Source organism: Actinomadura kijaniata (assembly GCF_014138665.1).
Classification (GTDB): domain Bacteria; phylum Actinomycetota; class Actinomycetes; order Streptosporangiales; family Streptosporangiaceae; genus Spirillospora; species Spirillospora kijaniata.
This window is the reverse complement of sequence record NZ_JACJIA010000008.1, coordinates 148,698-169,375: the sequence shown is the minus strand read 5'-3', so window position 1 is coordinate 169,375 and position 20,678 is coordinate 148,698. Positions and strand designations below refer to the sequence as shown.

20 protein-coding genes are annotated in these 20,678 nt (G+C 73.0%); 13 read left to right on the top strand and 7 right to left on the bottom strand.

Features of this window, described 5'->3' with window-relative positions; all coding sequences use genetic code 11:
• Positions 1 to 5 precede the first annotated feature (5 nt).
• The gene (locus HNR61_RS28250; RefSeq protein WP_182846218.1) at positions 6 to 890 is read right to left on the bottom strand and encodes an iron-sulfur binding domain-containing protein; all 885 of its coding nucleotides are present in this window, start codon (positions 888 to 890) and stop codon (positions 6 to 8) included.
• Positions 891 to 972: 82 nt separating this feature from the next.
• On the opposite strand from HNR61_RS28250, the gene HNR61_RS28245 reads away from it, so the two are divergent.
• On the top strand, positions 973 to 1,623 hold the full coding sequence (locus HNR61_RS28245; RefSeq protein ID WP_220509897.1) for a hypothetical protein: 651 nt from the start codon (positions 973 to 975) through the stop codon (positions 1,621 to 1,623).
• A gap of 46 nt (positions 1,624 to 1,669) precedes the next feature.
• Here the strand turns inward: HNR61_RS28245 and disA are convergent, their stop codons facing one another.
• Together disA and radA are read right to left on the bottom strand one after the other, a co-directional pair.
• Complete coding sequence (gene disA / locus HNR61_RS28240; RefSeq protein ID WP_182846217.1) at positions 1,670 to 2,752, bottom strand: DNA integrity scanning diadenylate cyclase DisA; 1,083 nt, start codon at positions 2,750 to 2,752, stop codon at positions 1,670 to 1,672.
• A gap of 104 nt (positions 2,753 to 2,856) precedes the next feature.
• Complete coding sequence (radA, locus tag HNR61_RS28235) at positions 2,857 to 4,323, bottom strand: DNA repair protein RadA (RefSeq protein ID WP_182846216.1); 1,467 nt, start codon at positions 4,321 to 4,323, stop codon at positions 2,857 to 2,859.
• 211 nt (positions 4,324 to 4,534) lie between these two features.
• Here radA and HNR61_RS28230 point away from each other — a divergent pair, with 211 nt between their 5' ends.
• Complete coding sequence (locus HNR61_RS28230; protein ID WP_220509896.1) at positions 4,535 to 5,431, top strand: SGNH/GDSL hydrolase family protein; 897 nt, start codon at positions 4,535 to 4,537, stop codon at positions 5,429 to 5,431.
• Here HNR61_RS28230 and HNR61_RS28225 read toward each other — a convergent pair.
• Together HNR61_RS28225 and HNR61_RS28220 are read right to left on the bottom strand one after the other, a co-directional pair.
• Positions 5,428 to 6,504, bottom strand: coding sequence for an alpha/beta fold hydrolase (locus tag HNR61_RS28225; protein WP_182846214.1), 1,077 nt, complete (start codon positions 6,502 to 6,504; stop codon positions 5,428 to 5,430). The genes HNR61_RS28230 and HNR61_RS28225 overlap by 4 nt on opposite strands.
• A gap of 138 nt (positions 6,505 to 6,642) precedes the next feature.
• Positions 6,643 to 7,260, bottom strand: coding sequence for a class I SAM-dependent methyltransferase (locus HNR61_RS28220; protein WP_245681593.1), 618 nt, complete (start codon positions 7,258 to 7,260; stop codon positions 6,643 to 6,645).
• Positions 7,261 to 7,522: 262 nt separating this feature from the next.
• On the opposite strand from HNR61_RS28220, the gene HNR61_RS28215 reads away from it, so the two are divergent.
• Both HNR61_RS28215 and HNR61_RS28210 read left to right on the top strand, forming a co-directional pair.
• A complete protein-coding gene (locus HNR61_RS28215) occupies positions 7,523 to 8,407 on the top strand; it encodes a sugar phosphate isomerase/epimerase family protein (protein ID WP_182846213.1) in 885 nt (294 codons plus the stop codon).
• A complete protein-coding gene (locus tag HNR61_RS28210; RefSeq protein ID WP_312898134.1) occupies positions 8,404 to 9,195 on the top strand; it encodes a TetR/AcrR family transcriptional regulator in 792 nt (263 codons plus the stop codon). Before HNR61_RS28215 ends, HNR61_RS28210 begins: the two co-directional genes overlap by 4 nt.
• An 84-nt stretch (positions 9,196 to 9,279) precedes the next feature.
• On the opposite strand, the gene HNR61_RS28205 is transcribed toward HNR61_RS28210, so the two are convergent.
• Positions 9,280 to 10,068 carry a chymotrypsin family serine protease gene (locus HNR61_RS28205; RefSeq protein WP_220509895.1) on the bottom strand — a complete coding sequence of 263 codons (789 nt, stop codon included), beginning with the start codon at positions 10,066 to 10,068 and terminating at the stop codon, positions 9,280 to 9,282.
• Between the two features lie 275 nt (positions 10,069 to 10,343).
• On the opposite strand from HNR61_RS28205, the gene HNR61_RS28200 reads away from it, so the two are divergent.
• From HNR61_RS28200 to proC, 5 genes are all read left to right on the top strand, one after another.
• Positions 10,344 to 11,075 carry an ABC transporter ATP-binding protein gene (locus tag HNR61_RS28200; protein ID WP_220509894.1) on the top strand — a complete coding sequence of 244 codons (732 nt, stop codon included), beginning with the start codon at positions 10,344 to 10,346 and terminating at the stop codon, positions 11,073 to 11,075.
• A 55-nt stretch (positions 11,076 to 11,130) separates the two neighbouring features.
• Positions 11,131 to 11,865, top strand: a complete 735-nt coding sequence (locus tag HNR61_RS28195; protein ID WP_182846212.1) for an ABC transporter permease — start codon at positions 11,131 to 11,133, stop codon at positions 11,863 to 11,865.
• Positions 11,866 to 12,070: 205 nt separating this feature from the next.
• Positions 12,071 to 13,198, top strand: a complete 1,128-nt coding sequence (locus HNR61_RS28190) for an LCP family protein (protein WP_182846211.1) — start codon at positions 12,071 to 12,073, stop codon at positions 13,196 to 13,198.
• A 92-nt stretch (positions 13,199 to 13,290) separates the two neighbouring features.
• Positions 13,291 to 14,211 (top strand): proline dehydrogenase family protein, encoded by a 921-nt coding sequence (locus HNR61_RS28185; protein ID WP_182846210.1) that lies wholly within the window; start codon positions 13,291 to 13,293, stop codon positions 14,209 to 14,211.
• A 71-nt stretch (positions 14,212 to 14,282) separates the two neighbouring features.
• Positions 14,283 to 15,077, top strand: a complete 795-nt coding sequence (gene proC / locus HNR61_RS28180) for a pyrroline-5-carboxylate reductase (RefSeq protein WP_182846209.1) — start codon at positions 14,283 to 14,285, stop codon at positions 15,075 to 15,077.
• 186 nt (positions 15,078 to 15,263) lie between these two features.
• On the opposite strand, the gene HNR61_RS28175 is transcribed toward proC, so the two are convergent.
• The gene (locus HNR61_RS28175) at positions 15,264 to 16,169 is read right to left on the bottom strand and encodes an NADP-dependent oxidoreductase (protein WP_182846208.1); all 906 of its coding nucleotides are present in this window, start codon (positions 16,167 to 16,169) and stop codon (positions 15,264 to 15,266) included.
• Between the two features lie 481 nt (positions 16,170 to 16,650).
• On the opposite strand from HNR61_RS28175, the gene HNR61_RS28170 reads away from it, so the two are divergent.
• From HNR61_RS28170 to HNR61_RS28155, 4 genes are all read left to right on the top strand, one after another.
• Entirely contained in the window at positions 16,651 to 17,052 is a 402-nt protein-coding gene (locus HNR61_RS28170) for a hypothetical protein (RefSeq protein WP_182846207.1), read from the top strand.
• Between the two features lie 80 nt (positions 17,053 to 17,132).
• Positions 17,133 to 18,491 carry an efflux RND transporter periplasmic adaptor subunit gene (locus tag HNR61_RS28165; protein ID WP_182846206.1) on the top strand — a complete coding sequence of 453 codons (1,359 nt, stop codon included), beginning with the start codon at positions 17,133 to 17,135 and terminating at the stop codon, positions 18,489 to 18,491.
• Positions 18,488 to 19,465 (top strand): ABC transporter ATP-binding protein, encoded by a 978-nt coding sequence (locus HNR61_RS28160; protein WP_182846205.1) that lies wholly within the window; start codon positions 18,488 to 18,490, stop codon positions 19,463 to 19,465. Before HNR61_RS28165 ends, HNR61_RS28160 begins: the two co-directional genes overlap by 4 nt.
• On the top strand, positions 19,462 to 20,649 hold the full coding sequence (locus HNR61_RS28155) for an ABC transporter permease (protein ID WP_182846204.1): 1,188 nt from the start codon (positions 19,462 to 19,464) through the stop codon (positions 20,647 to 20,649). Before HNR61_RS28160 ends, HNR61_RS28155 begins: the two co-directional genes overlap by 4 nt.
• Positions 20,650 to 20,678: the final 29 nt, after the last annotated feature.

The following is a 20,678-nucleotide window of genomic DNA, read 5'->3' as shown; positions in this document are numbered from 1 at the left end:
GACGGCTACGACGGCAGCGCGTAGCGCCCGTCGTCCAGCGGGTCCACCAGCCCGTCGGCGATCAGGCCGTCCAGGGCGCGTTCCCGCTGCACGGCGTCGGACCACACGACGTCGAGCGCCGCCTTCTCCACCGGCTCGTGGGCCTCGCGGAGCACGGCCAGCAGGCGGCCCCGGCACTGGCGGTCCGTCCCGGTGTAGGTCTGGCCCCTGCGCGGCGGGCCGTCGTAGGCCGGGCGGCCCGCCAGCTGCCATTCGCAGCGGTCCAGCACCGGGCAGTCCACGCAGCGCGGCGAACGCGCCGTGCAGACCAGCGCCCCCAGCTCCATCACCGCCACCGACCACCGCGCCGCGGTCGGCGGGTCCGGGGGGAGGAGGGACTCGGCCACCTTCACCTCGGCCCTGGTCGGCGCCTTCGGCGGGTACTCCCGCGCCGACACCAGCCGGGCCAGGACGCGCCGGACGTTCGTGTCCAGCACCGCGTGCCGCTGCCGGAACGCGAAGCTCGCCACCGCCGCCGCCGTGTAGGCCCCGATGCCGGGCAGCGCCAGAAGGTCCTCATGGGAGTCGGGGACCTCGCCGCCATGGCGTTCGACGATCGCCTGGGCGGCGCCGTGCAGCCGCAGGGCCCGGCGCGGGTAGCCGAGCCGTCCCCAGGCACGGACCGCCTCCCCGGACGGCTCGGCGGCCAGCGCGGCGGGCGTCGGCCAGCGCTTCATCCACTCGTGCCAGACCGGCAGGACGCGCACCACGGGCGTCTGCTGGAGCATGATCTCGCTGACCAGGATGCCCCAGGGCGTCGCGTCGGGGGCGCGCCAGGGCAGGTCGCGGGCGTGTTCGGCGTACCAGTCCAGGATCGGGCCGGTGATCGTCTCGGGCTGCGGGTTCGGCATACGGATCGTCATTGTGGCATGCCACGGTCAAGGCGCGGCGGGTCGTTCCGGGAAGGCTCCGCGCGATCTGCATACTGCCCGTATGGCTGGTGACACCGGACGTGACCACGAGAGGCCGGGGCTCGATCAGTACTGGCGACGGCGCATCATGGTGTTCGGCGGGCTGTTCGGCACCATCGGGCTGGTGGTCTGGGCGTGCAGCGCGGGCGGCGGCGACGAGACGCGGCAGCCCGTGCAGAACGCGGCCGCCGCCGCGACGCCCGCCCCCGTGATGCCGACGGCGATGCCGACCGTGACGGTGACCGCGACCGCCAAGGTCACCGCCGAGCCGGAGAAGCGGGACGGCGACGCCTGCGAACCGGCCGACGTCGTGATCGACATGGCCATGACCAGGGAGGTCTACGGCCGCGGCGAGAAGCCGCAGTTCCGGTACACGGTCGTCAACACCGGCGACCGGGCCTGCACGTTCGACGTGGGCCCCCGCGCCCTGGACATGCGGATCACCTCGGGCAGCGACCGGATCTGGACGCGGTCGGCCTGCGAGGGCGGCGACGGGAGCGTGATCCGGATGCTGCGCCGCGGCATCCCCCATGTGGGAACGATCACCTGGGACCGGCTGCGCGGCACCGGCGGGTGCCGCGGCGAGCGCCCCAAGGCCCGCCCCGGCACCTACATCGCGAAGGTCAAGGTCGGCGACCTGAAGGTGAAGAAGCAGGTCTTCGCCCTGCGGTGACCCGTGCGGGCGCCCGTGCCGGGATGCCGGTGCCGGGATGCCCGCGTCAGACGTAGCGCTCCAGGATCGAGGACTCGGCCAGGCGGGACAGCCCCTCGCGCACGCTGCGCGCCCGCGACTCCCCGACGCCGCCGACCGCCTGGAGGTCGTCGATGCTGGCCGCCAGCAGCTTCTGCAGGCCGCCGAAGTGCTCGACCAGGCGCTCCACGACCAGGCCCGGCAGGCGCGGGACCTTCGCCAGCAGGCGGAACCCCTTCGGGCTGACCGGCAGGTCCAGGGCGTCCGGCCCCGCGAACCCCATCACCTCGGCGACCGTGGACAGGTCCAGCAGCTCGTTGGCCGACAGGGCGTCGAGCGCGGTCAGGACGTTCCCCACGATGCCGGTGCGCGGATCGGCGGACGGGTAGTCGCGGACGATCAGCTCGCGGTCCACGTCCACGCCCGAGACCAGCTCGTCGAGCTGGAGCGACAGCAGACGCCCGTCGGTGCCGAGCTCGACGACATAGCCCTCGATCTCGTCGGCGATGCGCCGCACCATCTCCAGGCGCTGCACCACGGCCGCCACGTCGCGGACGGTGACCAGGTCCTCGATCTCCAGCGCCGACAGCGTGCCCGACACCTCGTCGAGGCGCAGCTTGTAGCGTTCGAGCGTCGCGAGGGCCTGGTTGGCCTTGGACAGGATCGCCGCCGAGTCCTCCAGGACGTAGCGGATGCCGTCCAGGTAGAGGGCGATGATCCGCATGGACTGGCTCACCGAGATCACCGGGTAGGGCGTCTGGCGGGCCACCCGTTCGGCGGTGCGGTGGCGGGTGCCGGACTCCTCGGTGGGGATGGTGGAGTCGGGCACCAGGTGGACGGCGGCCCGCACGATGCGGGTGAGCGAGGTGTCGAGGACGATCGCGCCGTCCATCTTCGCCAACTCGCGCAGTCGGGTGGCCGAGAACTCCACGTCGAGCTCGAACCCGCCCGAGCAGATCTCCTCGACCTGCTGGTCGTAGCCCAGCACGATCAGCGCCCCGGTGTGCCCCCGCAGAATGCGTTCCAGACCGTCACGGATCTGGGTGCCGGGGGCCACCGCGGCGAGCGTGGCTCGGCGTCGTTCGTCATGACCCTTGTTGTGTACTGGCACCTGGCCCCCGGAGGTCGCTGGACGGCGTCAGTTTACCGACGAGCCCCGCCCGCGGGTCCGGGCACCGGCCGCGAACGGGCGGCACCACTGTGGCGGACGGCGTGTCAGGGGGCCGTAAAGGCCACCTGCAACGCCTGGGTCAGGCTGTCCACCTCCATCACCTTCATGCCCTCGTAGCTCATCAGCTGGGGGTCGGCGCGCTTGAGCGGCGACCCGCTGCCGAGTTCGAGCGAGCCGCGCGGGACGACCGCGTACTTGAAGCCCAGCCGGGTCGCCTCGGCCAGGCGGCGCTGGACGCCCGGCACGACCCGCACCTCCCCGGCCAGCCCGACCTCACCGACCGCGATCAGGCTGGACGACAGCGACTGCTCGACCGTCGAGCCCGCCACGGCCAGCGCGAGCGCCAGGTCCACCGACGTCTCCGACAGCCGCACCCCGCCGACGGTGGAGACGTACACGTCCTGCTCGTGCATCGAGATCTTGCAGCGCTGGGCGAGCACGGCCAGCACCATCGCCACCCGCGAGTTGTCCAGCCCGGACGAGGCCCGCCGCGGCGACGGCAGGAACGACTTGGCGACCAGCGCCTGGATCTCGGCGACCAGCGGGCGGCGCCCCTCCAGCGTCACCGTGATGCAGGTCCCCGGAACGGGCTCGTCCCGCCGCGTCAGGAACAGCCCGCTGGGGTCGGACACGCCGACGATCCCGACCTCCGACAGGTCGAAGCACCCCAGCTCGTCGGTGGGGCCGTACCGGTTCTTCACCGCGCGGATCATGCGGAGCCGGCTGTGCCGGTCGCCCTCGAAGTACAGGACGACGTCCACCAGGTGCTCCAGCAGGCGCGGACCGGCGATCGCGCCCTCCTTGGTGACATGGCCGACCAGCACGACGGTGATGCCGCGTTCCTTGGCGACGCGGATGAGGTTGGCGGCGACCTCGCGGATCTGGGTGACGCCGCCGGGCGCGCCGTCCACCTCGGAGGTCCCGATCGTCTGGATGGAGTCGACGACCATCAGCTTCGGCTCGACGGCGTCGACATGGCCGAGGACGGCCGACAGCTCGGTCTCGGCGGCCAGGTACAGGTCGTCCGTGATCGCCCCGATCCGGTCGGCCCGCAGCCGCACCTGCTCGGCCGACTCCTCACCGGTCACGTACAGCACGGGCCGCCGCTCCCCGGTGCCGCCGGTGCCGTCGGCGCCGGCGGTCTCCCCGGGCTGGGCGCCCTCGGGCGTCGAGGCGAGGGCGGCGACCTCCAGCAGCAGCGTCGACTTGCCGATGCCGGGCTCGCCCGCCAGCAGCAGCACGGCCCCGGGCACGATCCCGCCGCCCAGCACCCGGTCCAGCTCGTCCAGGCCGGTGGGGCGGGTCTTGGCGGACCGCACGTCGACCTTGCCGATCGGGCGCGCGGGCGCGCTGACCGGCCCGGCCGACACCACCCGGGCGGGGGTGGCGCTGGACCCCTCGATGATCGTGCCCCAGGTCTGGCACTCACCGCAGCGGCCGACCCACTTGGAGGTCTGCCACCCGCACTCGGTGCACCGGTAGGCCGCCCGGGCCGTCTTCGCCTTCGCCATGACCGGAAGGGTAGGCCGCGCCACCGACAGTTCGCGCCGCCCGGAGCCGAGGGACTGCGGCGACCAGGCAAAACCTGCGTTACTTCTGGTGTTCGAGTGGTGACGGCCAGCTTTGGACACCTATGTTGACCAAGCGTCAGTACCGGTTGTCCGCTCAGGGAAGGCCCTGTGGGCGGCGCGGCTCCGGCGGAGAGGACCGATGGTCATGCGAGTGAAGAAGGTTCTGGGGCTCGGGGCGGCGTCGTTGACGTTGGCGGTCTCGGCGGTCGCGGGCGGCGCGGCGGCCGCGGGCGGCGCGGTGTCGGCGGGCGGTGCGGCGGCGCGCTGGGAGGGGGAGCGCTATGTGGCGCTCGGCGACTCGTTCACCGCCGGTCCGCTCATCCCGAAGCAGCACGGCACCCCGGCGGGCTGCATGCGCTCCGACCGCAACTACCCGTCCCTGGTGGCCGCACGCGTCAAGGCCAGGCTGACCGACGTCAGCTGCAGCGGCGCGAAGACGACCGACATGACCGCCTCGCAGCGCACCCCGCTCGGCGTCAACCCGCCCCAGCTCAACGCCGTCACCGCCGACACCTCGCTGGTCACCGTGGGGATCGGCGGCAACGACATCGGCTTCGGCGAGATCTCGATCGGCTGCGGCCTGGCGAGCGCGACCAACCCCCTCGGCGCGCCGTGCACCGCCCGCTACGGCACCACGATCGACCAGCGGATCAAGGAGACCACGCCGAAGGTCGCCGCCGTCCTGAACGGGATCCGCACCCGGGCCCCGCAGGCGAAGGTGCTGGTCGTGGGCTACCTGCGGCTGGTGCCCGAGCGCCCCGGCTGCTGGCCGGTGGTGCCGATCGCGCAGGGCGACCTGGCGTTCCTGGACGGCGTCGAGCGCCGCCTGAACGCCATGCTCGCCGAGCAGGCGAAGGCGAGCGGCGCCACGTTCGTCGACGCCTACGAGGGCGGGCTCGGCCACGACATGTGCGCCGCCTCCGACCGCAAGTGGGTCGAGGGCATCGTCCTCACCTCGCCGGCCGCGCCCATCCACCCGAACGCCGCCGGGATGCGCGAGGTCGCCGACCGGGTCGTGAAGGCGCTGAACGCCTCCCGCGACGTCTAGGCCGGGGTCTGCAGCGACTTGCGGGCGCGTTCGATCAGGTCGCCGAGATGGTCCGAGACGACGCTCGGGCGCTCCAGCATCGCCATGTGCCCCGACACCGGGATGACCTCCAGCCGGGCCGACGGCACACAGTCGGCGATCTTCGCGCTGTGCCCGACGGGGGTGAGGATGTCGTTCTCCGCGCCGATGACCAGCGTGTCCACCTCGCCGAGCGTGGCGCAGTCGCTGATCACCTCATGAGTGATCATCGAGTGGAAGAAGTCGATCAGCGCGTCCATCCGGGTCTCGGCCGCCATCTGCTCGGCGAACGCGACCGCCGCCGGGCTGGCGTCCGGCCCGAACGCCACCAGGTCCTCGAACAGCATCGTCCCGGTCCGGCCCAGGTGACGCACCCGTTCGATCGCCGTCGCGCCCGCCCCGGCGGCCCGCAGCGCGCGCGGCACCACCCGCTGGGTGACCCGCGCCAGCGCCGCCGGGAGCCCCAGCGTGGCCTGCCCGAGCCCGCCGGAGGAGGTGCACAGCAGCCCGGCCGCGACCACCTTGCGGCCGATCAGCTCGGGGTACTCGTCGGCGAACCGCATGGTCGTCATGCCGCCCATCGAGTGCCCGACCAGCACCACCGGCGTGTCCTCGGGCACGGTCTGGTCGATCACGGCCTTCAGGTCGTGCGCCAGGCGCGGCAGCCCGTACTCGTCGCGCGCCCCGCCGTCGGAGCGCCCGTGCCCGCGCTGGTCCCAGAACACCAGCCGGCCCAGCCCCCGCAGCGCCCGGCGCTGGAAGTGCCAGGAGTCCTGGGTCAGGGTCCAGCCGTGCGAGAACACCACCGCCAGGTCGGTGCGGTCCGCGTCGTCGATCTCGGCGTACAGGCGGGTGCCGTCGTCGGCGCGCACCGCCACCGGGCGCCCGCGCAGCGCGCCGAACGGCTCGCCCGCGTAGGGGTCGGGCCGCAGCCGGAGCCGCCGCACGGCGCGCCGCTGGGCGAGCAGCCCGGCCCCGCCCAGCGCGGCTCCGGCGCCCGCGCCGAGCGCGGTCGCGGTGAGGATGTTGCGGCTCGTCCTGGCGGCACGTCCCATGTCCGACCTCCCCTGTCGCGGGTGCCGTGCCGGACCCCGCCCGGCACGGCGCAAAAGCCATGAGTCGGACAATTGTTGTATAGGGAGTCCAGTAGTGGCCAGTGGGCCCCCACGGATGTGACCCACCAGTCATTTCCGTCAGTAGTACCGCCACCACAGGTTGACCGCGTAGTCGATCTCCAGCCCCGGCTCCTCGGCCAGGAACTCCTCGGCCAGCGCCTCGGGGAACTCGATCCTCAGCACGGCCGCGAAGTCCGCCCGGCTCCCGAACGCCCACCTGATCGTCAACGGCTCGCGCCGGAACCCCTGCCGCGCCCAGAACCGCTCCACCGCCGCCGGGTCGTACGACGGCAGCCCGCGCCGGAACCACCGCCCGAACGTCGACCGCGTGGCGTCGTTGTCGATCACGAACGCCGCCCCGCCGCGCCGCAGCACCCGGTCCAGCTCGGCCAGCCCGGGCTCGCAGCCCGGCCCGAAGAAGTACGCCCACCGCACGTGCACGACGTCCACCGAACTGTCCGGAAGCGGAAGCGCCTGCGCCGCGCCGACACGAACGGTGACGTTCGGCAGGCCCGCGGTCCGCCGCCGGGCGGCGGCCGCCAGCCCCGCGTGCGGCTCCACACCCACCACACGCGCGGCCTTCCGCGCGAACGCCGGCAGGTGGAAGCCGGTGCCGCACCCCAGATCCAGCACCGTCGCGCCGTCCCACGGGCGCAGCGCCCACATCGCCGGTTCGAGGACGCCGTCGGGGTCCACGGCGCGATTCTCGATCTCGTAGACCTGGGGGGAGTTCCAGATGTTGGGGCTGGGCACGGCTCCGGGCGCGATCTCGACCACGGAACAGAGAGTAGTCATCGCCCACGTCAAGAAATGAGGATCACTCGGGGGCGAGGGTTTCTTCGCCGTCGCGGGCGCATAGGCTTTCCGTTGCGTAGCGCCGCCGTAGCGGGATCGACCATCGCGGGCCCGCCGGGCGGCGAGCGCCCCGACACTGCCGAGCGACCACCGCGAGGGAGCCTTGACCCCGCAGCACAACGGCGCCGTTCCACCAGCGATCCGCGTTCCGGACGCTCCCATCACGCTGTCCACCGCCTCGGTCTACCCGGAGAAGGTGCCCGCCGCGTTCGAGATCGCGGCCCTTCTCGGCTACGACGGCGTCGAGGTCATGGTGTCCACCGACGCCTCCTCGCAGGACCTCAGCGTGCTGCGCCGCCTGTCGGACTACCACCAGGTACCGATCAAGTCGATCCACGCGCCCTGCCTGCTGCTCACCCAGCGCGTCTGGGGCCGCGACCCGTGGGGCAAGCTGGTCCGCTCCAAGGAGGTCGCCGAGGAGCTCGGGGCCGAGGTCGTCGTGGTGCACCCGCCGTTCCGCTGGCAGCGCGAGTACGCCCGCGAGTTCGTCGAGGGCCTGGCCCGCATGCAGGACGAGACCGACGTCAGGTTCTGCGTGGAGAACATGTTCCCCCTCAAGGCGCGCGGCGCCGAGGCCGGCATGTACCTGCCCGACTGGAACCCCGTCGACCAGGACTTCCCGTTCGTGACCCTGGACCTGTCGCACACCGCCGTGTCCAAGTCCGACGCCCTGGAGATGGCCGACCGGCTCGGCGACCGGCTCCGCCACATCCACCTGGCCGACGGCGTCGGCATCACCAACAAGGACGAGCACCTGGTCCCCGGCCGCGGCAACCAGCCCTGCGGCCCCCTCCTGGAGCGCCTGGCCGAACGCGCCTTCCGCGGCCACATCGTCCTGGAGGTCAACACCCGCCGCTCCGACTCCCGCGAGGACCGCGTCGAGGCGCTCGCCGAGTCCCTGGCGTTCGCCCGCCTGCACCTGGCCGCCGCCGACCGCACCTGGGAGGTCACGGCCGGCGGCGAGGTCTCCCGCAAGGCCGCGCCGTGACGGAGACGACGCATCCCGAACCGCCCGCCGGGACCGGCGACCAGGACGCGGCGGCCGGGGCGGACGAGGAGACGGATCCCGGCACGAAGGCGGGCTCCGGCGCGGCGGTGGACGTCGGCGCGAAGGTGGACGTCGAGGTCGGCGAGGCCCCGTCCGCGACGCTGGACGTCGGCGCCAAGGCCGACGCCAGGGTCGAGGGCGGGCGGCGGCGCGGCCGCCCGCCGGGCCGGGGCCGCCGCCCCGGGCCCACCGAGACCCGCGAGGAGATCCTGGCCGCCGCCCGCGGGCTGTTCGCGGAGAAGGGCTACGACGGGGCGTCGCTGCGCGCCATCGCCCGCGCCGCCGGGGTGGACCCCGCCCTCGTGCACCACTTCTACGGGAGCAAGGAGGGCGTGTTCATCGCCGCCATGCGCTTCCCGATCGACCCCGCCGAGCTGATGCCGGTGGTCATGAGCGCTCCGCGCGAGGAGCTCGGCGAGACGATGGTCCGCGTCTTCCTCCGGATCTGGGACGACCCCGAGGGGCGCGCGCCGATCCTGGCGATGCTGCGGTCGGCCATGACCAACGAGAAGGCCGCCGCGATGATGCGCGAGTTCGTCTCGTCGGCGCTGTTCGCCCGCGCCAGCGAGCTGCGCGGCATCCCGCTGGAACGCGTGGACGCCGCCGTCGGCCAGATGATCGGCGTGGCGATGCTGCGCTACGTCCTGAGGGTCGAGCCGATCGCCTCCCTGAGCGAGGACGAGCTGGTGGAGCTGCTGGGCCCGACCCTCCAGCGCTACCTGGGCTGACGCCCTCGTTCCGGGTGCCCCTTGGCCGCCGACGGCGGGCGGCGCCCACCGCGGGGGTGGACGCCGCCGGGCCGGGGCAGGAGGTCAGGCGAGGTGGAAGCCCGCGCCCACACCGCCTCGGGCGTTCATGTCGCCGATGATGAACTCGATCGAGGTGTGGCCGGGGAAGCCCCACAGGTTGCCGACGAGGGTGGTCCCGTCGACGACGGGGCCGCCGGAGTCGCCGGCGTTGGTGGCGACGGCGCTGATGAAGCGGCCGATGCCGGCCGGGCCGTGGCCGGTGACGTTGCCGCAGGTCTTTCCGGTCCGGTGGCCCATCTTGCACAGGCGGGTGCCGACGGCGGGGCGGGGGCCGAGCGAGGTGATGGTCACCGAGCCCGACGGGCTGTTGACCGTGTTCGTCGGAGTCACCTTGGCCGGGTCGAACTTGATCACGGCGTAGTCGGGGCCCGCCACGCCGCCGGTGTAGTAACCGTTGCCCTCGCTGATGTAGGTCACCTCGCCGATCACGCCGACCTCGAGGAACTCAAGGCTGCTGGGCGGCGGGGCGGGGGCGAAGAAGGTGCCGTGCGGAGACCTGTCGAGGTAGACCTTGTCGCCGTGCACCTTGTTTCCCGCGTCGTCGACGAAGCAGTGCGCGTTGGTCAGGCCCACCAGGTTGCCGACGTTGTCGTAGCCGACCGCCGTCAACGTACAGCTCTTGATCTTCGCTCCCGACGGCGTCTGCACGAACTGCTGGAAGATCCCGGTGCCACCGCCGATCGGGTAGCGGGTGTCGGCCTGGGCCGCGGGGACCACGGGGGCGAGCAGCGCGGCCGCCATCGCCGCCATCGCCGCGGTCAGGACACCGGCCTTGCGCATGAAGCTGGGCATGTTCCCTCACTCCTTGGGGGATCAAGACGCGTCCATTCAAGCAGACGATGTTGTTTTTTAAAGAGGAGGAGGTCCTCGGCGGACGCTTGACGAGCGATCGCCAATGCTCTGGGAGGGCGCGACCAGGAGCGTGAAGGGGGAGCTGAACCCCCAGGTGGACCGGGTGCGCTGCTGTTCGCGGTCCCGGCGGTCAGCGCGACTGGACCGCCGGCCGCGGTGGTCTTCGGGGCTTCGAGGGGGTTGACCGGGGAGCGTCGACGACTTAAATTCAACACATGATGAAAAACGAGGCCGCGCTCGATGTGCGGGACCTGCGTGTCGTGCGCGGGGGCCGGGAGGTGCTGCACGGCGTCACGTTCGAGGTGCCGCGCAGCTCCGTCATCGGCCTGCTCGGCCCGAGCGGGTGCGGCAAGACCACGTTGATGCGCGCGCTGGTCGGCGTGCAGATCGTCGCGAGCGGAACGGTGACCGTCCTCGGCGAGCCCGCCGGGGCCCCGGCGCTGCGCCGCCGCGTCGGGTACTCCACCCAGAAGCCCGCGGTCTACACCGACCTGTCCGTCAGCGAGAACCTGCGCTACTTCGCCGCCGTCCTCGGCGCGCCCAGGAGCGACGTCGCCCGCGTCACCGACGAGGTCGGCCTCGGCCGCCACCGCGACCAGGTCGCCGCGACCCTGTCGGGCGGCCAGCTCAACCGCCTCAACCTCGCGGTCGCCCTGCTCGGCTCCCCCGAGCTCCTCGTCCTGGACGAGCCGACGGTCGGCCTCGACCCGGTGCTCCGGCAGGAGCTGTGGGAGCTGTTCCACGAACTGGCCGCCCGCGGCGTCACCCTCGTCGTGTCCAGCCACGTCATGGACGAGGCCGGGCGCACCGACCGGCTGCTGCTGATGCGCGAGGGGAGCATCCTGGCCGACGGCTCACCCGAGTCCCTGCGCGCCCGCACCGGCGCGACCGACCTGGAGGACGCCTTCCTCCGCGTCATCACCGAGACCACGGCGAGCCCCTCATGACCGGGCAGGCGGCACACCGCGCCGTCCACGGCGCACCGAGGGGGAGGAGACGGCCATGAGCCTGACGATCACGCTTGCCACGGCGCGGCGCATCCTGGCGCAGCTCCGGCACGACCACCGCACCCTGGGCCTCCTGGTCGGCGTGCCGAGCCTGCTGATGATCCTGCTGCGCTACGTCTTCGACGCGCCGGGGATGTTCGACCGGATCGGCCCGCTGCTGCTCAGCCTGTTCCCGTTCGTGATCATGTTCGTGGTGGCCAGCGTCGGCACGCTGCGCGAACGCACCGGCGGCACCCTGGAACGCCTCATGACCACGCCGCTCGGCAAGCTCGACCTGCTGCTCGGCTACGCGCTGGCGTTCGGGCTGGTCGCCTGCGCCCAGATCGCGGTGGTGCTGACGATCTCGCTGACCTGGCTCGGCCTGGACCTGGCCGGGTCGATCGGCTCGCTGGTGCTGGTCTCGGTGCTGGGCGCGCTGCTGGGCATGGCGCTCGGGCTGCTGGCCAGCGCGTTCGCCCGCACCGAGTTCCAGGCGGTGCAGTTCATGCCCGCGTTCGTGCTGCCGCAGGTGCTGCTGTGCGGGCTGATCACACCGCGCGACCGGATGGCGGGCTGGCTGGAGGCGATCTCCAACGTGATGCCGCTGTCCTACGCGGTGGACGCCATGCAGCGGGTGAGCCGGGAGACGGCGTTCAGCGGCGGGCTGGCCCGCGACGTCCTGGTCATCACCGGCTGCGTCCTGCTGGCCCTGGTCCTCGGCGCCGCCACCCTCCGCCGCCGCACTCCCTGAGCGCGCGGCCCGCTCCTTGACACCTGAACAGAGAGCCGCCCGCCGAGCAGGGCGCGCAACGACCGGTGACCTGACAGGCGAACGCGGAGCCGCGTCCGTCCGGCGCCGGAGGGCCTCCCCGAAGGGCGTGGCAGCGGAACGAGGAAACGGGCCGCGGAATGTTATCGCGGCTTCTGGGGTGAATCAGGCTGATAATCTCCGCGCCATGACCCCCCGAGACTCCGCTGAGGCAGACCAGGCGCGGCCCGCCGCCGGCATGGATCTGTTCGGCCCCGACGCCCCCGGGGACGGGGACCGGCCGACCGACCGCGCGCCGAAGCCGAGGAAGCGGCGCTGGCCGCGCGTGCTGCTGGCCATCGGCGTGTTCCTGCTGCTGCTCGTCGGGGGTCTGGCGGGGCTGGTCTGGCAGCGGCAGTCCTCCTACAACGGCAACATCGACCGGCTGCCCTCGACCATGCCGACCGGCAAGCGGCCCGGCCCGAGCGCCGTCGGCACCGAGAACTGGCTGCTGGTCGGCTCCGACACCCGGGTCAGGGCCGCCACCACCGGCAAGAACGGCGAGGACCTGTGGAAGCCGGGCCAGCAGCGGTCCGACACGTTGATGCTGCTGCACCTGCCCGCCGACCGCAGCAAGGCGTACGTGATCTCGTTCCCGCGCGACCTGTGGGTCGAGATCCCCGGCCACGGCACCCAGAAGATCAACGCCGCGTTCTCCTACGGCGGCCCCCGGCTGCTGATCGAGACGATCGAGAACCTCACCGACGTCCGCATCGACCACTTCGGCGCGATCGACTTCACCGGCTTCAAGACGATGACCGACGCGCTCGGCGGCGTCGAGGTCGACATCAAGGAGAGCGTCTACGACCCGGCCCGCAAGCAGAACTGGCCGGCCGGCCGGCAGAGGCTCAACGGCGAGGACGCGCTGCGCTTCGTCCGCCAGCGCTACAACCTGCCCAACGGCGACTTCGACCGGATCAAGCGCCAGCAGGCGTTCCTGGCCGCGCTGGCCAAGAAGGCCGCCGACGGCGGGACCGTCTCCAACCCGCTCAAGCTGGACCGGTTCCTGTCGGCGTTCACCAAGTCGATCAGCGTGGACGACTCGGTCGACGCCGGGAGGCTCCGCTCGCTGGCGCTCAGCCTGCGCGGCGTCCGCCCCGGCGACGTGCAGTTCATGACCGTGCCGAACAAGGGCCCGGCCGCGCGCGGCCGGCAGAGCGTCGTCCTGCCGGACCCGGCCAAGGACAAGCTGCTGTTCGAGGCGATCCGCTCCGCCGAGGTCGCCGAGTACGTCCGCCGGCACGGCGGCGTGAACCGCGTCGGCCAGGTCTCCTGACGATCGCCTTTCCGAGAGATCGAACTCGCTGTTCCGGGCATTAACCTGGAAACGGTCGGACAGGGTGGTCCGCCGGGTGAGGAGTGGTTGCAGTGCTACGTCAGGCCCTCCTGGTCGCCTCGCGCAGCGGCGGCGTCCGGAAGATCGTTGAGACCGCGCCCGGGATCCGCCAGGTGGTACGGCGCTTCATCGCCGGCGAGACCATCGACGACGCCCTCGCCGTCACCCAGCGGCTCACCGCCGAGAACCTGCTGGTCACCCTGGACGTGCTCGGGGAGGACACCAGCAGCGAACGGATGGCCGAGCAGATCGTCGAGCACTACACCGAGCTCCTCAAGCGCCTGGCCGACCACGGCCTCGGCTCCCGCGCCGAGGTGTCGCTGAAGCTCACCGCCGTCGGCCAGGCCCTCGACGAGCGCCTGGCGCTGGACAACGCGCGCCGCGTCTGCACCGCCGCCCGTTCCGCGGGCACGACCGTCACCCTCGACATGGAGGACCACACCACCGTCGAGTCCACGCTGCGCATCCTGCACGAGCTGCGCGGCGACTTCCCCGACGTCGGCGCGGTCATCCAGTCCTACCTGCGGCGCGCCGAGGAGTACTGCGCCGACCTGGCCTACGAGGGGTCCCGCGTCCGCCTGTGCAAGGGCGCCTACGCCGCGCCCGAGTCGGTCGCGTTCGGCGACGAGGACGAGGTCGACAAGTCCTACGTCCGCTGCATGAAGGTCCTGATGGCGGGCCGGGGCTACCCGATGCTCGCCACCCACGACCCCCGGCTGATCGAGATCGCCGGGGCCCTGGCGGTCCTGCACGACCGCGACCCGGACACGTTCGAGTACCAGATGCTCTACGGCATCCGCCCGCAGGAGCAGCGCCGCCTGGCCGAGCAGGGCGACCAGGTCCGCGTCTACGTCGCCTACGGCTCGGAGTGGTACGGCTATTTCATGCGGCGCCTGGCCGAACGCCCCGCCAACCTGGCGTTCTTCCTCCGCTCCGTGGCGTCCAAGAACTGAGACGCTCCGGAGCCGTCCCGGGTCCGGGCGCTAGGGTGGTCCGCGTTCCTGACCCTGGCTGAGGTGTGCAAATGATCGCGATTCTGGGTGCCGGAAAGATGGGCGAGGCCCTGCTGTCGGGCGTGCTGCGCGCCGGACGGCGACCCTCGGAGCTGATGGCCACCGCGCGCCGCGAGGAACGCGCCGCGCTGCTGCGCGAGCGCTACGGGATCGAGATCGTCACCAACGTCGAGGCCGCCCGCAGGGCCTCCACCCTGGTGCTGGCGGTCAAGCCCCAGGACATGGGCGTGCTGCTGGAGGAGATCGGGCCCCGGATCCCCGCCGGGACCCTCGTGATCTCGATGGCCGCCGGCATCACCAGCGCGTTCATCGAGGAGCGCCTGCCCGAGGACGTCCCGGTGGTCCGGGTCATGTCGAACACGCCGGTGCTGGTCGACGAGGCCATGAGCGTCATCTCCGCCGGTTCGCACGCCGGTGAGGAGCACCTGAAGCTCGCCGAGGAGCTCCTCACCCCGGTCGGCAAGGTCCTCCGCATCCCCGAGTCCCTCCAGGACGGCGCGACGGCCCTGTCCGGCAGCGGCCCCGCGTACTTCTACTACCTGGTCGAGGCCATGGTGGACGCGGGCATCCTGCTCGGCATGCCCCGCGCCGCGGCCCTGGAGATGGTCATCCAGTCGGCCGTGGGCGCCGCCGTGATGCTCCGCGACTCCGGCGAGCACCCGGTCCTGCTCCGCGAGGCGGTGACCTCCCCGGGCGGCACCACGATCGCCGCCATCCGCGAACTGGAGAAGCACGGCGTCCGCGCCGCCGTCCTGGAGGCCATCGAAGCCGCCCGCAACCGAGGCCGCGAACTGGCGGGCGGCTGACCCGGAACCACCCACCACCACGATCGCCCGCGACGACCCGCCCTTGCGGCGGCCCGACTCGATCATGCCGGCGCCTACGAGCGACGGATTCACCGAGGCCGTGAGCAGGCGGGCGGTCGTCCTGGCGGCCGAGCGCGAGGCTCGGCGCGGGTGCCCGCCCCTGCCGGGAGCCCGGCCGGATCGCGGTCACAGGCTCAGCACGATCCTGCCGTTCAGGCCGCCGCGGGCGAACCGCTCGGCGGCCGCCCGCACCTGGTGCAGCCCGAAGACGGCCTCCACCCGCGGCCGCAGCGCTCCCCGGTCGATGAGTCCGGCCAGGTCGGCGAGCCCGGCCCCGTCCTCGCGGACCTGGTTCACCGTGGTCCGCACGCCTCGCCCGGACAGGTCGGGGACCGGGCCCCGCTGGGTGGCGATCGAGGCGTACCGCCCGCCGTCGGCCACGGCGTCGGTCACGAACGCCCCGAAGGTGTCGAAGACCGCGTCGTAGCGGCGCTCCTCCAGCGCGGTCGGCTCCAGGACGACCTGTTCGGCGCCGTGACCGCGCACGACCTGCGCCTGCTCCGGCCGGGACACCAGCGCGTCCACGCGCGCGCCCCGGGCCCGGGCGATCTGCAACGCCAGCACGCCGACCGCGCCCGCGGCCCCGGTGACGAGCAGCCGCTCGCCACCGGTGATCCCGAGCCAGTCCAGCGTCTGCGAAGCCGTCAGCCCCGCCAGCGGCACGGTGGCCGCATCGACCAGCCCGAGCGCGGTCGGCGCGGCCGCGACCGCGCTCGCGGGCAGCGCCACCAGGTCGGCCCAGGTCCCCCGGCCGGACTCCAACTGGTGCGACATGGCGATCACCCGCTCGCCGACACCGAGGCCACTGGACCCGGGATCGACCACGACGCCCGCCACGTCCCAGCCGAGGGTCATCGGCAGCGGCGGCGTCCCCTCACCGATGGCGCCCTCGCGGGTCTTGCCATCGACGGGATTGACGCTGGAGGCGACGACGCGGACCAGCACCTCCTCCGGCCCCGCCTCGACGTCGGGGACCTCCACCACGTTCAACACCTCAGGACCGCCGAACCGGTCGATCCGCACCGCACGCATCACTGGTGCCCTCTCCGCACGCGAGCTCACTGGACGACAACGCACCTTGATCGTCATCCGCCCGCTCGGCCCCGCACCAGCGGCCGAATCGCCAACCTGCGAAAGAATCAGGCCATCGACATCACCGTTGAAGCAGCGGGACGTCCTCCGGCCGCCCCCGCCCACCGCTGGATCCAGAGGACTGGTTGCGCCGTACCTACGAACGACGCCTGAACGGCCTTCGCAAGGACGAGGCACCAACGGCACAGAGCTGGGAGGACGGCAGGATGCCACCCCGAAGATCCACCAGAAACGCCCTCGGCGAGGACGAAACGAAGGGCAGCCAGGCTCGGTGGAGCGTGCCGGGCGGTGAGCAGGCGGCTCTGCGGCGTATGCCGGGGTGCGTTAGGGCTGGTGAAATGGGGGCTCCTGGGTTCGGGGAGGGGGCTTTGAGCCGCGGGCGGGTTTGGTACGTGTAACGGGTATGGGGATTCTGCTTCGTGTGCTCGTGGCCCTCGGGCTCGTCGCTGACGCCGTCGTCCACTGGGTGTTCGCGCCGGAGATGCGTTTCGTCCAAGGCGGCTCGATCCGTGGTGACTGGCTGTTCTACGTGCAGGCGGCGCTGGCGGCGGCGGTGGCCGTGCTGGTGCTGGGGATGCCGCGCCGCTGGACGTACGCGGTGGCGTTCCTGGTGGCGGGGAGCGCGCTGGGAGCGGTGGTGCTCTACTACTTCGTCGACGTCGGGGCGCTCGGTCCCCTGCCGAACATGCACGAGCCGGTCTGGTACGCCGAGAAGACGATCAGCGCGGTGGGGGAGGGCGTGGCCGCGCTCGCCGCGCTGGTCGGGTTCCTCACCACGCGGGACCCGGAGCGGGAACGCGAGGGGGAACGGTCACGGGTGTGACGAGGGCGTTCCCGTGGGTGGCCTGATGAGGCCGCTCGTGAGGGCTGTCCGCCCGGTAACCGGGTTCTTACTATGCCCTCGTGGCTACCGGGCGCCTGCTCCCCCTGGTGATGGCCGCGGCGCTGGCCGCCGGGGCGGTCGGTTCGTGCAGCGGCGGCCGTGAGCCCGACCGGTTCCGGATCGGGACGGTGACGCGGGGGGACGTGACCGAGGTGGTCGAGGCCCCCGCGACGGTCGCGGCGCGGGCCACCGCCACCGTCCGCTCGCCCGCCGAGGGGACGGTCGGGCGGCTGTACGTCGCCGACGGCGACCGCGTCGAGGAGGGCGACGTCCTCGCCAGGATCGACTCACCTGCGGCGCGGGAGCAGCTCGCCCAGGCCCGTGCCGCCGACGGCGCCTCCTCCGGCGGGGCGCCGCCGTCCGGGATCGACCTGACCGCGTTCCAGCGCGGGATCGACCGGACGGCCAGGAACGGGTTCGACTCCGCCCGCGACGTCGCCGCGAAGATCCCCGACCCGAGGCACCGCGCGCACGCGCTGGCCGGGATCGCCAAGGCCGAGGGCGAGTACCGGACCGCCTCCGCCGCCGCCCGCGCCGCCGTGGCCAGGCTGAACGCCGGGCTCGGCAGCGTCGGCACGGCGATCTCCTCCATCACCGCGGCGCAGCGCGTGCAGACCCGCGCCGCCGTCCGCGCCGCCGAACGCACCGTCCGCGCCCTGACGATCCGGGCGCCGTTCGACGGGGTGGTGAGCCTCGGCGGCCCGGCGGGCGGCGCACCCGACCTGGGCGGCCTGCTGGACCGCCTGCCCCAGCAGCTCGGCCGGCCGGGCGGGACCAACGGCCTGGCCGCGCTCGGCGGCCTCGGCGGCGGCGCGGCCAAGGACGCCCCCGCCGTCGCCACCGGCGCGCCCGTCTCCGCGGGCGACGCGGTCGTCACCGTCACCGACACCTCGAAGCTGACGCTGACGGCCGACGTGGACGAGACCGACGTGCTCCAGGTCGACGACGGCGTGCGGGCGGACGTCGAGCTCGACGCCGTCCCCGGCGGCGCCTACACCGCCGCCGTCACGGGGGTCGGCGCGACGCCGCAGCAGGCCAGCGGCGGCGGCGTCACCTACAAGGTCACCCTCTCCCTCGAACGCGGCGCCCTCCCCGGCGGCGGCCGCGCGCCCTGGCCCAAACCCGGCATGAGCGCCGTCGTCGACCTGCGGGTGCGCGAGGTGCGGGACGTGCTGACGGTCCCGTCCGCCGCCGTCGTCAACAGCGGACGCGACTCGGTCGTCTGGGTGGTCGCCGGAAGCCGGGCGCAGCGCCGGACCGTCCGCCTCGGCGCGCAGGGCGACACGACGGTGGAGGTCACCCGGGGGCTGCGCGAGGGCGAGCGGATCGTCGTCCGCGGCGCCGACGCCGTGCGGCAGGGCCAGGAACTCGCGACGTGACGCCGGCGCTGGAGGCCGTGGACGTCACCCGCACCTACCGCGCGGGTGACACCGAGGTCACCGCGTTGCGCGGGGTGAGCCTGCGGATCGACGAGGGCGAGTACGTGGCGGTCGTCGGCCCCTCCGGCTCCGGCAAGTCCACCCTGATGCACCTGCTCGGCTGCCTGGACCGCCCCACCACCGGCGTCCTCCGGGTCGGGGGCCGCGACGTGGCCCGCCTCTCCGACACCGAGCTGGCCGAACTCCGCAACGCCCGCGTCGGCTTCGTGTTCCAGTCGTTCCACCTGCTCGGCCGCACCAGCGCCCGCGACAACGTGGCGCTGCCGCTGGTCTACCGGGGCGTTCCGCGCGCCGAACGCCGCCGCCGCGCCGCCGAGGCCCTGGCGACCGTCGGCCTGTCCCACCGCCTGGACCACCGGCCCGGCCAGCTTTCGGGCGGCGAGCAGCAGCGCGTCGCCATCGCCCGCGCCCTGGTCGGCGACCCCGGCGTGGTGCTGGCCGACGAACCCACCGGCAACCTCGACACCCGCACCGGCGACGACGTGATGGCGCTGCTGGAACGCCTCAACCGCGACCGCGGCGTGGCGATCGTCCTGGTCACCCACGAACCCGACGTCGCCGCCCGCGCCCGCCGCCGCGTCCACCTACGCGACGGCATGATCGAAAGCGACGAACGCGACACCACCCCACTCCAAGGCCCCACCCCACCAAGAAGCGACACCCAACCGAGAAACGACCCCCCATCGGGAGGCGACGCTCCGCCGGAAGGTGACGACCCGTCGGGAGGTGACGCTCCGCCGGAAGGTGACGCTCCGCCGGAAGGTGACGCTCCGCCGGGAGGCGACGCTCCGCCGGGAGGCGGCGCCTCGTTGGGAGGTGATGGCCCGTCGGGAGGGGATGTGCTTCCGGGAAGGGGTGCTTCGGTGGGGGGCGATGTCCCGGGGGGCGATGGTGGTTCCTGTGAGGAGGTGTGAGGGCGGGGGAGTCGTTTAGGGTCGCGGTGGACGCGCTGCGCGTCAACCGCCTGCGCAGCGCGCTGACGATGCTCGGCGTGGTGATCGGGGTCGCCGCCGTGGTGGTGCTGGTGGCGATCGGGTCCGGTGCCCGTGACCTGGTGCAACGCGAGATCGAGGGGCTGGGCTCCAATATCATCTTCGTGGCGCCGGGCCAGCTGTCGCTGGGCGCGGCCCCGTCGATCAGCCGGCTGCGCCTGGACGACGTGGCCTATCTGGGCCGGATCACCGGCGACGAGAGCGCCATCGCCGTGGCCCTGAACTCCGGCGAGACGATCCGGGCGGGCCACCGGCAGCTCTACTCCAGCATCGTCGGGGCCAACGAGAACCTCCGCAACGTCTTCGACCGGCCCCTCCGCCGCGGCCGCTACCTCAGCCGCACCGACGTGGAGACGCGCCGCCGCGTGGTGGTGCTCGGCTCGGAGGTCGCGCACCGCCTGTTCGGGGACGCCGACCCGGTCGGCCGCCAGATCACCGTGGCGGGTGGCGCGCGCTTCCGGGTGATCGGGGTGTTCGAGGAGGTCGGGCAGACGTTCGGGCAGAGCCGCGACGCCGAGGTCCACATCCCGGTGACCGCCGCCCAGCGCCTCTTCGGCGTGGAACGGGTGGACTTCCTGGCCGTCCGCGCTCCCACGAAGGAGGCGGTTCCGGCGTTGCGGAAGACGGTGGTGGACGCCCTGCAGCGCCGCTACCGGGGCGAGGAGTTCTCGGCGATCACCCAGACGCAGCTGCTGGGCACGATCGGCACGGTCCTCGGCGCCCTCACCGGCGTCCTGGCCGCCATCGCGGCGATCTCCCTGCTGGTGGGCGGGGTGGGCGTGTCGAACATCATGCTGGTCAGCGTCCGGGAACGCACCCGCGAGATCGGCCTGCGCAAGGCGCTGGGCGCCCGCCAGCGCGACATCCTGTCCCAGTTCCTGCTGGAGGCGGTCCTGCTGACGTCGCTGGGGGGCGCGGCGGGCATCGCCCTGGGCGTGGGGGCGGCCCTGGCGATCTCGGCCATCTCGCCGGTCCCCGCGACGATCGCGTGGTGGTCCCCGGCGCTGGCGTTCGCGGTCTCGGCGGCGGTCGGCGTCTTCTTCGGGGTGGCGCCCGCCCGGCGCGCGGGGCGCCTGGACCCGGTGGTGGCGCTCCGCGCCGAGTGACCTCTACCAGGAATTATCGCGTTCCGTAC